The organism is Pseudomonas sp. TH15, from assembly GCF_016651105.1.
Classification (GTDB): Bacteria; Pseudomonadota; Gammaproteobacteria; order Pseudomonadales; family Pseudomonadaceae; genus Aquipseudomonas.
Map to the genome: position 1 here is coordinate 1137501 of NZ_JAEKEL010000001.1, position 15186 is coordinate 1152686.

A 15186-nucleotide genomic window follows, 5' to 3' on the forward strand; every position below is an offset into this window, starting at 1 on the left:
AAACAGACTTTGATCCGGAGATGTCTGAATGGGGGAACCCACCTAACATAAGTTAGGTATCTTAAGCTGAATACATAGGCTTAAGAAGCGAACCAGGGGAACTGAAACATCTAAGTACCCTGAGGAAAAGAAATCAACCGAGATTCCCTTAGTAGTGGCGAGCGAACGGGGACTAGCCCTTAAGTGGCTTTGAGATTAGCGGAACGCTCTGGAAAGTGCGGCCATAGTGGGTGATAGCCCTGTACGCGAAAATCTCTTAGTCATGAAATCGAGTAGGACGGAGCACGAGAAACTTTGTCTGAATATGGGGGGACCATCCTCCAAGGCTAAATACTACTGACTGACCGATAGTGAACTAGTACCGTGAGGGAAAGGCGAAAAGAACCCCGGAGAGGGGAGTGAAATAGATCCTGAAACCGTATGCGTACAAGCAGTGGGAGCAGACTTGTTCTGTGACTGCGTACCTTTTGTATAATGGGTCAGCGACTTATTTTCAGTGGCGAGCTTAACCGAATAGGGGAGGCGTAGCGAAAGCGAGTCTTAATAGGGCGTCTAGTCGCTGGGAATAGACCCGAAACCGGGCGATCTATCCATGGGCAGGTTGAAGGTTGGGTAACACTAACTGGAGGACCGAACCGACTACCGTTGAAAAGTTAGCGGATGACCTGTGGATCGGAGTGAAAGGCTAATCAAGCTCGGAGATAGCTGGTTCTCCTCGAAAGCTATTTAGGTAGCGCCTCATGTATCACTGTAGGGGGTAGAGCACTGTTTCGGCTAGGGGGTCATCCCGACTTACCAAACCGATGCAAACTCCGAATACCTACAAGTGCCGAGCATGGGAGACACACGGCGGGTGCTAACGTCCGTCGTGAAAAGGGAAACAACCCAGACCGTCAGCTAAGGTCCCAAAGTTATGGTTAAGTGGGAAACGATGTGGGAAGGCTTAGACAGCTAGGAGGTTGGCTTAGAAGCAGCCACCCTTTAAAGAAAGCGTAATAGCTCACTAGTCGAGTCGGCCTGCGCGGAAGATGTAACGGGGCTCAAACCATACACCGAAGCTACGGGTATCACTTAGGTGATGCGGTAGAGGAGCGTTCTGTAAGCCTGTGAAGGTGAGTTGAGAAGCTTGCTGGAGGTATCAGAAGTGCGAATGCTGACATGAGTAACGACAATGGGTGTGAAAAACACCCACGCCGAAAGACCAAGGTTTCCTGCGCAACGTTAATCGACGCAGGGTTAGTCGGTCCCTAAGGCGAGGCTGAAAAGCGTAGTCGATGGAAAACAGGTTAATATTCCTGTACTTCTGGTTATTGCGATGGAGGGACGGAGAAGGCTAGGCCAGCTTGGCGTTGGTTGTCCAAGTTTAAGGTGGTAGGCTGGAATCTTAGGTAAATCCGGGATTCTAAGGCCGAGAGCTGATGACGAGTGTTCTTTTAGAACACGAAGTGGTTGATGCCATGCTTCCAAGAAAAGCTTCTAAGCTTCAGGTAACCAGGAACCGTACCCCAAACCGACACAGGTGGTTGGGTAGAGAATACCAAGGCGCTTGAGAGAACTCGGGTGAAGGAACTAGGCAAAATGGCACCGTAACTTCGGGAGAAGGTGCGCCGGTGAGGGTGAAGCATTTACTGCGTAAGCCCATGCCGGTCGAAGATACCAGGCCGCTGCGACTGTTTATTAAAAACACAGCACTCTGCAAACACGAAAGTGGACGTATAGGGTGTGACGCCTGCCCGGTGCCGGAAGGTTAATTGATGGGGTTAGCTAACGCGAAGCTCTTGATCGAAGCCCCGGTAAACGGCGGCCGTAACTATAACGGTCCTAAGGTAGCGAAATTCCTTGTCGGGTAAGTTCCGACCTGCACGAATGGCGTAACGATGGCGGCGCTGTCTCCACCCGAGACTCAGTGAAATTGAAATCGCTGTGAAGATGCAGTGTATCCGCGGCTAGACGGAAAGACCCCGTGAACCTTTACTATAGCTTTGCACTGGACTTTGAATTTGCTTGTGTAGGATAGGTGGGAGGCTTTGAAGCGTGGACGCCAGTTCGCGTGGAGCCAACCTTGAAATACCACCCTGGCAACTTTGAGGTTCTAACTCAGGTCCGTTATCCGGATCGAGGACAGTGTATGGTGGGTAGTTTGACTGGGGCGGTCTCCTCCTAAAGAGTAACGGAGGAGTACGAAGGTGCGCTCAGACCGGTCGGAAATCGGTCGTAGAGTATAAAGGCAAAAGCGCGCTTGACTGCGAGACAGACACGTCGAGCAGGTACGAAAGTAGGTCTTAGTGATCCGGTGGTTCTGTATGGAAGGGCCATCGCTCAACGGATAAAAGGTACTCCGGGGATAACAGGCTGATACCGCCCAAGAGTTCATATCGACGGCGGTGTTTGGCACCTCGATGTCGGCTCATCACATCCTGGGGCTGAAGCCGGTCCCAAGGGTATGGCTGTTCGCCATTTAAAGTGGTACGCGAGCTGGGTTTAGAACGTCGTGAGACAGTTCGGTCCCTATCTGCCGTGGACGTTTGAGATTTGAGAGGGGCTGCTCCTAGTACGAGAGGACCGGAGTGGACGAACCTCTGGTGTTCCGGTTGTCACGCCAGTGGCATTGCCGGGTAGCTATGTTCGGAATAGATAACCGCTGAAAGCATCTAAGCGGGAAACTAGCCTCAAGATGAGATCTCACTGGGACCTTGAGTCCCCTGAAGGGCCGTCGAAGACTACGACGTTGATAGGTTGGGTGTGTAAGCGCTGTGAGGCGTTGAGCTAACCAATACTAATTGCCCGTGAGGCTTGACCATATAACACCCAAGCAATTTGCTTGCTTCGAGCTGAAAAGCGAAAGAGCACCAGATTGCGGTGTGTGAAGACGAAACGAACCGAAAGTTCGAGACACTCACAAAACACCACGATCTATCACATACCCATTCGCTGGAGCGTACTCCGTAAGGAGAACGACCTGGCTACCGAATTTCTTGACGACCATAGAGCATTGGAACCACCTGATCCCATCCCGAACTCAGCAGTGAAACGATGCATCGCCGATGGTAGTGTGGGGTTTCCCCATGTGAGAGTAGGTCATCGTCAAGATTAAATTCCGAAACCCCTATCTGCGTATGCAGGTAGGGGTTTTGTTTTAGTAGAAGTCACCATTTTTTGCTGGCACGTTACTGCGGTAACGGGCTGGTCACAGAATTTCTTGACGACCATAGAGCATTGGAACCACCTGATCCCATCCCGAACTCAGCAGTGAAACGATGCATCGCCGATGGTAGTGTGGGGTTTCCCCATGTGAGAGTAGGTCATCGTCAAGATTAAATTCCGAAACCCCTGTCTGCTAACGCAGTCAGGGGTTTTGTCGTTTCAGGGCCTGTATAAATCCATCATCAAACTGCTTTGCGTGCCTTGCTGATACGTCGAGCCTGCCATTTGCGCCACCAGATGTAGACGCCAGTCCCTGACAATCCCGCAATCAAAATACCTAACACCGCGATCATTACTTGCCCTGCAACGCCAATGATCCGTCCTCCATGTATCGGTAACTGCAACCGATAGAACTGCTCCCCCAACGTTCCCTGTCCTGCGATTTCCTGCCCTAACAACCGACCGTCCGTGCCGTGAAAGAACAACCAGGATTTGCCATGCGCATCCGTATCGTGTTGGCCAAATCCGGCACCGTAGAAGTTGTACTCAAAGCTGTAATACAACTCCCCGATTGCCGCTGTCAGTCCTAATCGTCTCCCCTCCTGTAACGCCCTCTCGTATGCTTGTTGATAACTCAATTGCGTCACGCCTAACTCCGCAGGAGGCATTCGTCCTCGGGCCTCATACACGCTCGGCTCAATCGGTGAAAACAGCGACACAGCAGGCTTGAACACCTGACTCGGCAGGTTCATCGCCACACTGCTGATGGCGATCGGCAGCAACAACAGCCACAACCACAATCCCCCGCACGATGCAGGTCGAAGTTAAGCCTATAAGCATGCCCGCCCTTGACCTTCCACGCCGTCGACCACTTCTTCCAGAACGGCTTTCCACGCGGTAGCGTCAGCCATAACGCTACAAAGCAATCGATCACCCAAGCGATGGCAACCAACCCCATCAACCACAATCCCCAGTTGCCCGGCAATGTCAGGTTGTAATGAAACTCAAGAATGAACGGGACGAAATTCTCCCGCTGAAAACAGCACTCACCCCAGTAACGCTGACCTTTCTGCTGCGCATTCACCGGGTCCAGATAGAACACCTGATTACGCTCATCAAACGGCTTGCCAGTTGCTGGATCATTACGCGGCACCGCTGCCAGCAGCGCCGTATGGCCAGCCTCATGCGGATACTCCATGTACCAGACCTGCAACTTCGGATGCGCGGACTGCACCGCATCAACCAGTTCGCCCGGTGGCAATCGTGATCCCTGAGCAGGCGCTGAGTAGAACTGCGGATTCAACCATTCATCCAGCTCATGATTGAAAGCAAGAATGCTTCCGGTGATTCCGGCCAGCAACAAAAACACCGCGGTCGCCAAGCCGATATAGCGATGCAACAACACTAAAAACGCGCGCATGAAAATTTCCCCACAGAGACGACAAAGCCAGCCCCCGAACTTCAGGGGCTGGCTTTTTTATGCACAGGACAAACGTTTAGAACTGGTAGCTGACCGTTGCCGCGACATTGCGCTCTTCACCCATGTAGCAGAAGTTCAGACTGGCGCAGGAAGCCACATAAGACTCGTTGGTCAGGTTGTTCGCATTCAGGCGTACGTCCACGCCCTTCAAACCAACCTTGCCCAGGTCATAGCCGATCGAGGCGTCGAACAGTGTGTAAGACGGTACTTTCAGGGTGTTTTCCGCATCCGCCCAGCTGTAGCCGACATAGCGCACGCCGCCGCCCAGACGCAGGCCATCCAGCGCTGCGCTGTCGAACTTGTAGTCCGCCCACAATGACGCCATGTGTCGCGGCGCCTGCGTCGGCGAGTTGCCTTTGTTTTCGATCACATCGGTCGCGGTGCTCAGCGTACTGACCATCGACTTCGAATATTCGATGTCGGTGAAGGTGTAGCTGCCGAGGACTTTCAGGTTGTCGGTCAACTGCATGTGCGCTTCCAGTTCCAGCCCCTGGGAGCGCACAGCGCCGACAGCGCGATAGAAGTTTTCCTGCGGCAGTTTGGTCGCCAGGTTTTCCTGATCAATGCGGAACACAGAGGCGGTGAACAGATTGTCAGTGCCCGGCGGCTGGTATTTAAGGCCCGCTTCCCACTGCGTACCATCGGTCGGCGCCAACGGATTACCAGCGCTGTCGGCGTACGAGTTCGGGTTGAACGACTCGGAGTAACTGATGTAAGGCGCCAAGCCGTTATCGAACAGATACAAAGCTCCGGCGCGGCCGGTCAATTTGGTGCGACGGTCGTTGATCTCGGTACCGACCGGACGGCCCGCTTCGGCGATGCGGTTTTCATCCGACGTCTCGACCCAGTCCTGGCGCAGGCCGAGCGAGAAGCGCCATTTGTCCATTTCGATCAGGTCTTGCAGGTACACCCCGGTCTGCTCCAGGCGACGCAGATAGCTGGTCTCGCCATACATATCAATTGCCGAATTGCCATACACCGGGTTGAACGCGTTGATCGGTGCGAGGCCGCCGCTGGTCCAGTCAACCACGGTTTTACGCCGCTGATAGTCCGCGCCCATCAGTACCGTGTGTTTGGTCGCGCCGGTAAAAAATTCCGCCTGGAGCATGTTGTCGACGATGAACGCATGAAGACGCTCATCACCGCCGGTGTAGTAGCGATTCAGCTCGTTGCTGGTTGGCGTGGTCCAGCCATAGGCGTAGACCTGATCCATGCTCACTTTGGAGTCCAGGTAACGGAAGTTCTGCCGCGCGGTGAAGACGTCGTTGAAGCGGTGTTCGAATTGATAACCGAACGACTGCTGATCACGCGAGTAGCCATCAATGCTCGGCTCACCCTCGAAGAAGTGCGGCGAGATTCGGTTGCCATTGCGTTGATGGACCGTGCCATCTGCCGGCACGCCGCCGTGGTAGCCGCCATCCGGATCGTGTTGCAGATAGGCCTGCAGTGTCAGCGAAGTATCTTCGTTGAAATCGATGCTGACGGTCGGCGCCAGTGCAAAGCGCTTTTCTTTATTGTGGTCGAATTGCGTGTCGGACTGATCCGTCAAACCGATCAGGCGATAGGCGATCCGCTTGTCGTCATCGACGGGGCCGCTGAAGTCAAAACCGACCCCGCGCTGCCCCTGCGTGCCGACTGTAGCCTGAACCTGATGGTAGGCCTCATACAAAGGCTTCTTGCTGGTCAGTGCGACCAGACCACCCGGTGAACTGCGGCCATACAACACCGACGATGGGCCCTTGAGAATATCTACGCGCTCGAGGAAATACGGGTCGACCTGCATGGTGCTGTAGGTGCCGCTATCGCCCATCGACTTGAGGCCGTCGAGGTAGATGTTATCCACCGAACCGTCGTTGAAACCGCGCATCGCCACATAGTCGTAACGGTGCGTGGCGCCATACGGATTGGTCAGCACGCCAGGGGTATAACGCATCGCTTGTGAAACGGTTTGCGAGCCTTGATCGTCCATTTGCTCGCGCGTCACCACGGACACGCTTTGCGAGGTTTCCAGCAGTGCGGTACTGGTTTTGGTGGCGATCTGACTGTGTGTCGCGTTGTAGCCGTCCATGCTGCCCAACGCATTGCCGAGGGCGAAGCCTCTGATGTCGGTGGTCGGCAAGGCCAGCGCCTCGGTTTCGGCGAGCGGACGCAGGATATAGCTGCTGCCATCCTGACTGATTGCCTCCAGACCGGAACCTCCGAGCAAATGGCTTAGTGCCTGATCAGTCGAGTATTCCCCCTGTACACCCGGCGACTGCCGGCCCTGCGTCTGCTGCGGCGTCATCGACAAGGTAATGCCCGCCTGGCGCGCGAACTGATTCAGCGCCTCAGCCAACGGCCCGGCAACGATGTTGTAGCGATGGCTCAATTCACTGGCATTGGTAGGGGCCGCGAGGCTCAGGCTCGGCAGCACACCGACGCCCAGTGCGGTGGAAAACAGCGCAGCCCGGACGGCGTGGCGCAACAAGCCCGATTCGACATTGAAATTCAGAGGGTTCTTACCGGTGGCGCGGACAGTCATTGTAGGTTTCCGTAGGAAGTCGCAAACGCTTGAGTTGAAGTGCTTACTGACTAAGCCGGACCGACTGCAAAAACCCGCCAAAAAATTTCAAACCGTACGTTCCAGGCTCACCCACCAGCGGGTGCGATAGCGCAGTTGCACCGGCAAGGTCTGCGGCAGAATCGCCAAAAGCTTATCGGTGTCCTCCAGCCGAAATACGCCGGACAGGCGCAAGTCAGCGGCGTTCGCCGCACAGTTCAGAAAGCCCTGACGATAACGCCCGACTTCATTGAGAAAATCGCCGAGACGCATATTGCGTGTGACGATCATGCCATCGACCCACGCGCCGACATCCATATCCAGCGCCGGCGCCGGGCGTATTTGATGGTGATCGATCAGATAACTCTGCCCGGCGAGTGCCTCGATGGAAGTCCCGCCGGCGTGAATGGCCACTTGGCCACTGGTGACGCTGAGCCGCGTGCAATCGCTTTGCTGACGCAGGATGAACCGCGCGTCTTGCGGCTCGTAGATGCCGTGGCGACTTTGTACGCGCAGCGGTCGGTCGAACGAGGCGCCCTCATCTGCGCCGCCACAAGTGACGATGATTTCGCCACGGGTCAGTTTGATCAGCCGTTGTTGCGCGGTGTAATCCAGATCCACCGCACTGGCGGTATTGAGCTCGATCCGCGTGCCGTCCGGTAACTGGAAACTGCGCCGCTCGCCGGTTGCCGTGGCGTAATCGGCGCTCCACTGCTGCCAGGCAGCAGTGTCTTTCGCTAGCCAGGCGGCCGAGCCCATCAGCAATGCCCCGGACAGCAGCTTCAAGGCCTGACGACGACCCAAGCCCTGAGCGCTGTTTTCCAAAGTGTTGAACGCTACTTGCGCACCGGGCACTGCGCGCAGGTTATTGCTCAATTCTGCCTGCAACGACTGCACCCGTTGCCAGGCCAACTCATGCTCATGATGTTCGGCGCGCCACTGTTCACACTGACGATTGAGCCGTGTATTGCCGTGGTTATTACGCAGGCGCAGCAACCAGTGAATGGCCTGCTTGACCACTTTTTGCTGCGGTTCGGCGCGTCGGCCGAGTGAGAGGTTATCCACAGGCATCAGCTTTCATACCGCAGCACATAGCAGTGATACAGCGCATCGGCGACGTAACGCTCCACCGTGCGCAAGGAAACGCTCATCTGCTCGGCAATCTGCCTGTGGCTCAAACCTTCGCACTGCGCCAACAGAAATGCCTGACGCACCTTCGGCTTCAGTCCTTCAAGCATACGCGCGATGTTTTCCAGCAATTCGATCACCAGGGCTCGGGATTCGGCGCTTGGCGTCTCGGCTTCGGGCAAGTGAGCGATGGTTTCCAGATAGGCGCGTTCGATCTCTTCGCGGCGCCAGTGATCGATTACCAGGCCGCGAGCAATGGTTCGCAGAAAGGCGCGGGGCGCTTTGAGTTCGAGGCGTTCGGTGCGTTGCAGCAGACGCACGAAAGTGTCCTGCGCCAGATCAGCCGCATCCGCGGCATTACCCAGCCGGGCGCGCAGCCAGGCATTGAGCCAGCCGTGATGATTACTGTAGAGCGCCTGCACTGCAAACTCAGGAGAGGACATGAACGCGACAGCCCGAACGTCACAAATGATAATTAGTCGCATTGTTATCAAGGGTTACAGGATTTGCAACTGCCGCTCGAACATCAGTCCTAAAAAATCAGGCCGCGGATGCTCTAGATCACCGTTCGGCGGGAATCTGCGAGAAATACCGTGCATTTGAATCGCAGCCCTAAGTTTTCCCGCCAACGTGCCGAAAGACTAGTGAGACATGCGTGCACCAAAGTAGAGCGGCTTCAGAAAGCCGTCTGCGCTGTTACATGGAATGTTGCAATCCGGAACGCATCCCCACTTTTTCCATAAGAAGTCCCCTGAAATGAATCTTAAGTTCAGCCATAAAATCCTGCTGGCCGCTTCTGGCGTCGTAGTGCTGGCTTTCGCGTTGTTCACTTTGTACAACGACTATTTACAGCGAAATACGATCCGGGAAAATCTCGAGTCCTCCGTCCAGCAAGCTGGCGACTTGACCGCCAGCAGCGTGCAGAACTGGATGAGCGGCCGTGTGCTGGTGTTGGAAAACCTGGCACAGAACGTCGCCCACCAAGGTGCGAATGCCGATCTGCCAGGGTTGGTGGATCAACCTGCCCTCACCTCGAACTTCCAGTTCACCTATGTCGGCCAGGCGAATGGCGTATTCACCCAACGCCCTGACGCGAAGATGCCGGATGGCTACGATCCGCGTCAGCGTCCCTGGTACAAACAAGCCGTCACTGCCGACAAGACCATGTTGACCCCGCCTTACATGGCCGCGGTGGGTGGACTGGTAGTGACCATCGCCCTGCCGGTGAAAAAGAACGGCGAGTTGCTCGGCGTTGTTGGCGGCGACCTGAGCCTCGAAACCCTGGTGAAGATCATCAACTCGGTGGACTTCGGCGGTATCGGCCACGCGTTCCTGGTCAGTGCCGACGGTCAAGTGATCGTCAGCCCGGATAAAGATCAGGTGATGAAGAACCTTAAAGATATTTACCCGAACACCAACGTACGCATCGAGAAGGGCAACCAGGAAGTCACCCTGAACAAGCAAGACCGCATCCTCTCGTTCACCCCGGTGACGGGTTTGCCGAGTGCCGAGTGGTACATCGGTCTGTCGATCGACAAGGACAAGGCCTACGCGCCTTTGAGCCAATTCCGCACCTCGGCACTGATTGCGATGTTTATCGCCGTGAGCGCCATTGCAGTGCTGCTGAGCTTGCTGATCAACGTGCTGATGCGTCCACTGACCACCATGGGCCGCGCGATGAAAGACATCGCCCAAGGTGAAGGTGACCTGACCCGTCGTCTGGCCGTGGAAAGCAAAGACGAGTTCGGTGAGCTGGGTGGTGCGTTCAACCAGTTCGTAGAGCGGATTCACGCGTCGATTTCCGAAGTGTCTTCGGCGACCCGCCAGGTTCATGACCTGTCGCAACGGGTGATGGCGTCGTCCAACGCCTCGATCATCGGTTCCGACGAACAAAGCGCTCGTACCAACAGCGTGGCCGCCGCGATCAACGAACTCGGTGCCGCAACCCAGGAAATCGCCCGCAACGCGGCAGACGCTTCACAGCACGCCAGCGGCGCGAGCGAGCAGGCCGATGACGGTCGTCAGGTGGTGGAAAAAACCATTCTGGCCATGACCGAGCTGTCGCAGAAAATCAGCCTGTCCTGCACCCAGATCGAAACCCTGAATGCCAGCACCGACAACATCGGGCACATTCTGGATGTGATCAAAGGCATCTCCCAGCAAACCAACCTGCTGGCATTGAACGCAGCCATCGAAGCGGCCCGTGCCGGTGAAGCCGGTCGTGGTTTTGCGGTGGTGGCGGACGAAGTGCGCAACCTGGCACACCGTACCCAGGAATCGGCCGAGGAGATCCACAAGATGATCACCTCGCTGCAGATCGGTTCTCGCGAAGCGGTGACCACCATGAACGCCAGCCAGGTTTCCAGTGAAGAGAGCGTCGAAGTGGCGAATCAGGCCGGTCTGCGACTGGTCAGCGTGACCCAGCGCATCGGCGAAATCGACGGCATGAACCAGTCGGTAGCCGCGGCCACCGAAGAACAGACGGCGGTGGTGGAAACCCTCAACGTCGATGTTAACCAGATCAACCTGCTGAACCAGCAAAGTGTGGCCAACCTCAATGAAACGTTGAAGGATTGCGATGCCTTGTCGTTGCAGGCCAACCGCTTGAAGCAATTGGTCGACAGTTTCAAAATCTGATTTTCAAACGCGAGACCGCGTTTTCGTTCATCGCGAGCAGGCTCACGCCTACACGTGAATCGGGTTTCCCGGTCACTGTAGGCGTGAGCCTGCTGACGATCCTAGCGTGTGGTTTTGCGGCTTTGCCCGGCAGGGCTGGCAAGGAAGCGCGTGATCACCTCGACGCCCCGGTTGAGGTGTTGCACCAGCAACGTCACCGATCCCTCGACATCTCCATCACGCACCGTTTGCAGCATGGCGCGGTGGTCATCCTGAGAAATCTTGCCCAGCCCCATGGCTTCAAGGTTGAAGCGCAGGAAACGCTCCTCTTCATTAAGGCCGTCTTCCACCAGGCGCAACAGACGCTTGTTGGGTGCCTTGCTGTACAGCGTCATGTGGAACAAACGATTGAGCCGGCCGATTTCGCTGTAGTCCTGCTGGTTTTCGAGTTCATCGATCAGGTTGGCCGCGCGCTCGATATCGGTAGCCGCAAGCAACGGAATCGACTGACGCAACGCTTCGGATTCCAGCAGGATCCGCAGCTCATAGGTTTGCGTTGCATCGTCCTGAATCAACGCCGCCACCACGGCGCCTTTGTGCGCAGTGACGTTCAGCAGCGCTTGCGCTTCGAGCTGGCGCAGGGCTTCACGCACCGGCATGCGGCTGACGCCAAACAGGTCGGCCAGATCTTGTTGGCGCAGGGCCGTGCCGCATGGCAGGCGACCGTCGAGGATTGCTGCGCGCAGGGTTTCTTCAATGATCGCGCGGGCCAAATGTGCGGGAATCGGCCCATCGACTTTGATGCTGTGCAGCGGTTTGGGCTTCTGTGTCACGAATACGCCCCCTGTCTTTCGACTTGATTGGATCCAAAGAAGCTAGTGATTGATCTACAGGTTGTCAAATCGTGTAAAGGAATACCGTATTACACAAGTTTAGCGCGGCACCGATGATCTCAGGGTGCCATTGTCTTTTGTCGGGCTAACCTTCACCATCAACCGATTCCCTCCTGCCTACCCTGGATGCCTCGCATTGGCGGTACGTTTCGCGATCCCTCGGATGTTGCGCTGGTTGTGCTGCGCGCTGCTGCTGGCCGGCGTCATGCTGGGCGGGTTGCATGCCGATTGGGATTTTTCCCTGATCAGCCGTCGTGCCCAGGCGTTGTATGGGCCTTTGGGCGAGGGGCAGCAACGCATCGATGCCTGGCAGCATTTGTTGGCTACCCAGAAACAGGTCGGCGAGCTGGAACAGCTCAAAGTGGTCAATCTGTTCTTCAACAAGCAAATGCGCTACGAAGAAGACATCGACCTGTGGCATCAGGAAGATTACTGGGCAACCCCCATCGAAGCCTTGTGGAAGGGCGCCGGCGACTGCGAAGACTACGCCATCGCCAAGTACTTCAGCCTGCGCCATCTCGGTGTTTCCAGTGACAAGCTGCGCATCACCTACGTCAAGGCATTGCGCCTGAACCGGGCGCACATGGTGTTGACCTACTATTCGACGCCTGAGGCCATGCCGCTGGTGCTCGACAGCCTGATCAACGAGATCAAGCCGGCCAGCCAGCGAACCGATTTGCTGCCGGTCTACTCTTTCAATGCCGAAGGCTTGTACCTGCCTGGCGCCAAGGGCAACAAGAAAGTCGGTGACACCAAGCGCCTGTCCCGTTGGCAGGATGTGTTGAAGAAAATGCAGGCCGAAGGATTTCCGGTCGAGACGACTAACTAGGAGCACGCGCTTAGATGTCTTTGTTCAAACAGCTGTTGATCGCTATCTGTCTGTTCCTTGTGGTCGCCTTCACCGGCAGCTTCATGGTCAGCCTGGAGAGCTCGCGCACCCAGTACGTCAATCAGTTGCGTTCCCACGCCCAGGACGCGGCCACGGCGCTGGCGCTGTCCCTGACACCGAACATCGACGACCCGGCGATGGTCGAGTTGCTGGTCAGTTCGATCTTCGACAGCGGCTACTACGCGAGCATCCGTGTGGTTGACCTCAAGACTGATAAAACCATCGTCGAGCGCAGCGGTATTCCGGCGGTGAACAACGTGCCGGACTGGTTCATCAAATTGATCGGCCTCGAAGCCGCGGGTGGTGATGCGCTGGTCAGCCGTGGCTGGGAGCAGGCGGCGCGAGTCGAGGTGGTCAGCCATCCGATGTTTGCCCTGGCCAAGCTTTGGCAGAGCGCGCTGGGTAGCCTGGGCTGGTTGCTGATCTGTGGCGCGGTGAGTGCGGTGTTGGGTGCGCTGTTGTTGCGCCGGCAATTGAAACCGCTGGACTACATGGTCAAGCAATCCCACGCCATCGCCCGTCGCGAATTCCTCAGCCTGCCGGAGCTGCCGCGCACACCGGAATTGCGCCGGGTGGTGCAAGCGATGAACCAGATGGTCGAGAAGCTCAAGGCGCTGTTCCAGGAACAGGCCGAGCGCAGTGAAAAACTGCGCATCGAGTCCTATCAGGACAACCTCACGGGCCTGGCCAACCGACGCTATTTCGAAATGCAATTGAACGCCCGGGTGAGCAACCCGGAGCAGGCCAGTTCCGGTTATCTGCTGTTGTTGCGGGTCAAGGATCTGGCCGGTTTGAACCAGCGTCTGGGTGGTCAGCGCACCGATGATTTGTTGAAAGCAGTGGGCGAGCAGTTGTCCCGCGAGTGTGCCAAGTACCCGGAAACCCAGAACCTCGTCACCCGGATTCGCGGTGGTGAATTCGCCGTGCTGGCGCCGGGACTGGTGCGTGAAGAAGCGCTGCAACTGGCGCAGAACCTCGACAGCGCATTGGCCAGTTTGCATGCGACCGGTGCGACCGACGTGGCTTCCGTGGCGTCTATCGGGTTGGCGCCATTTGTTCATGGCGACTCGCCGCAAGCGGTGCTCGGGCTGGCGGATCAGGCGCTGGCGCAGGCCGAAGGTCAGGGCGAACAGAGCTGGGCGTGTCTGGATCACAGTGCTTCGGCCAGTGTCGGCGATGACCATCATGCGTGGCACAAACTGCTGGATAGGGCGTTGAATCAGCAGCGGTTTGAGTTGTACTTCCAGCCGGTCGTAGCCAGTCAGGACACCGCGCTGGTGCTGCATTACAAAGTGCTGTCGCGATTGATCGATGATCAGGGCCAGACCATTCCCGCTGGGCGTTTCCTGCCGTGGCTGGAGCGCTTTGGCTGGACGGCACGACTGGATCGGCTGATGTTGGAATTGGTGCTTGGGCAAATGGCCGGGCATGAAGAGTCGCTGGCGCTGAACCTGTCTTCGGCGACGCTGGCGGACCCGCAGGCGCTGAATAAAATTTTTGAAATCCTGCGCCAGCATTCAGATCAGGGTGAGCGGCTGACCCTGGAGATTGGTGAGGAGCAATTGCCGGAGCAAGCGGTGCTGGAACAGTTGACCCGACGCCTGCGCGAGCTTGGGTTCTCCCTGAGCCTGCAGCGCTTTGGTGGACGGTTCAGCATGATCGGTAACCTGGCGCGACTGGGCTTGGCGTATTTGAAGATTGATGGCAGCTACATTCGGGCGATTGATCTGGAAAGTGACAAGCGTTTGTTCATCGAGGCGATTCAGCGAGCAGCGCACAGCATCGATCTGCCGTTGATTGCCGAGCGGGTCGAGACTGAAGGCGAGTTGTCGGTGATTCGCGAGATGGGGTTGTATGGGGTTCAGGGGCAGTTGTTTGGTGAGCCTAAGCCCTGGCGTTGAGTCATTGAAAAACGGCCCTCACCCTAGCCCTCTCCCGGAGGGAGAGGGGACTGATTGGGGGATATTCGGGAGATACACCGACGTGAGCAACTTGTTTCGAATCCATAATCGACTCGGTTTTTCAGGTCGATGTATGACGCCAGACACTTCGGTCAGCTCCCTCTCCCCCGGGAGAGGGCTGGGGTGAGGGGCTTTTGATTCTGAGCGGATCAGATCAACCCTGTCTCTTCATCATCAATCAACTGACTCAACCCGCCCAACGCTTCCCGGGCCTGGGTCCGGTCCATCAGTTTGGCTTGTGCGGCGGCCGGCAGGTCGGTGACGCGGATCACGCCTTTGCTGGTCAGCACCTGAATCAAGTCGTCGAGTACCCGGATCATTTCCAGGTCGCTCTGCTTAAGCTGTTTGAGGCTGGTTTCCATCACTTCGTTGGCGTACCAGGCCTGAATTTCGTGATGATCAGCCGGCAGTGTTTCCGTGGCCTCGGCGTAGGCCGCGGCTTCCACGCGCACCAATTGACCTTGCGCATCGCGTTGCACGTAAAACATTGAGCATCCCTCAGAAATGGACCGGCGTCATGCTGTCAGCAGCATAGC

The 15186-nt window shown here is 56.6% G+C and carries 8 protein-coding genes, 3 rRNA genes and 1 pseudogene (1 of these 12 cut by a window edge); 6 read left to right on the forward strand and 6 right to left on the reverse strand.

What is annotated here, in order from left to right; translation table 11 throughout:
* The 3 genes from JFT87_RS05275 to rrf (JFT87_RS05285) form a co-directional block, all read left to right on the forward strand.
* Positions 1–2801, forward strand: a 23S ribosomal RNA gene (locus JFT87_RS05275) (it extends 90 nt beyond the left edge of the window).
* A 173-nt stretch (positions 2802–2974) separates the two neighbouring features.
* A 5S ribosomal RNA gene (gene rrf, locus JFT87_RS05280) occupies positions 2975–3090 on the forward strand.
* Positions 3091–3198: 108 nt separating this feature from the next.
* A 5S ribosomal RNA gene (gene rrf, locus JFT87_RS05285) occupies positions 3199–3314 on the forward strand.
* A 72-nt stretch (positions 3315–3386) separates the two neighbouring features.
* Here rrf (JFT87_RS05285) and JFT87_RS05290 read toward each other — a convergent pair.
* From JFT87_RS05290 to JFT87_RS05305, 4 genes and pseudogenes are all read right to left on the reverse strand, one after another.
* Positions 3387–4564 (reverse strand): annotated as a pseudogene (locus JFT87_RS05290) (PepSY-associated TM helix domain-containing protein).
* A gap of 76 nt (positions 4565–4640) precedes the next feature.
* Positions 4641–7145 carry a TonB-dependent siderophore receptor gene (locus JFT87_RS05295; RefSeq protein WP_201199437.1) on the reverse strand — a complete coding sequence of 835 codons (2505 nt, stop codon included), beginning with the start codon at positions 7143–7145 and terminating at the stop codon, positions 4641–4643.
* Between the two features lie 87 nt (positions 7146–7232).
* Complete coding sequence (locus JFT87_RS05300; RefSeq protein ID WP_201199438.1) at positions 7233–8234, reverse strand: FecR domain-containing protein; 1002 nt, start codon at positions 8232–8234, stop codon at positions 7233–7235.
* Positions 8234–8734: a sigma-70 family RNA polymerase sigma factor gene (locus JFT87_RS05305; RefSeq protein WP_201199439.1), complete on the reverse strand. Its 501-nt coding sequence runs from the start codon at positions 8732–8734 to the stop codon at positions 8234–8236. Before JFT87_RS05305 ends, JFT87_RS05300 begins: the two co-directional genes overlap by 1 nt.
* A gap of 313 nt (positions 8735–9047) precedes the next feature.
* On the opposite strand from JFT87_RS05305, the gene JFT87_RS05310 reads away from it, so the two are divergent.
* Positions 9048–10928 (forward strand): methyl-accepting chemotaxis protein, encoded by a 1881-nt coding sequence (locus JFT87_RS05310; protein WP_201199440.1) that lies wholly within the window; start codon positions 9048–9050, stop codon positions 10926–10928.
* A 101-nt stretch (positions 10929–11029) separates the two neighbouring features.
* Here JFT87_RS05310 and JFT87_RS05315 read toward each other — a convergent pair whose 3' ends face one another.
* Positions 11030–11740: an FCD domain-containing protein gene (locus tag JFT87_RS05315; protein WP_201199441.1), complete on the reverse strand. Its 711-nt coding sequence runs from the start codon at positions 11738–11740 to the stop codon at positions 11030–11032.
* Positions 11741–11936: 196 nt separating this feature from the next.
* On the opposite strand from JFT87_RS05315, the gene lapG reads away from it, so the two are divergent.
* Entirely contained in the window at positions 11937–12629 is a 693-nt protein-coding gene (gene lapG / locus JFT87_RS05320; RefSeq protein ID WP_201192596.1) for a cysteine protease LapG, read from the forward strand.
* Between the two features lie 14 nt (positions 12630–12643).
* Positions 12644–14590 carry a cyclic di-GMP receptor LapD gene (gene lapD / locus JFT87_RS05325; RefSeq protein ID WP_201199442.1) on the forward strand — a complete coding sequence of 649 codons (1947 nt, stop codon included), beginning with the start codon at positions 12644–12646 and terminating at the stop codon, positions 14588–14590.
* Between the two features lie 209 nt (positions 14591–14799).
* On the opposite strand, the gene JFT87_RS05330 is transcribed toward lapD, so the two are convergent.
* The gene (locus tag JFT87_RS05330; RefSeq protein WP_201199444.1) at positions 14800–15138 is read right to left on the reverse strand and encodes a tryptophan synthase subunit beta; all 339 of its coding nucleotides are present in this window, start codon (positions 15136–15138) and stop codon (positions 14800–14802) included.
* Between the last annotated feature and the right edge of the window lie 48 nt (positions 15139–15186).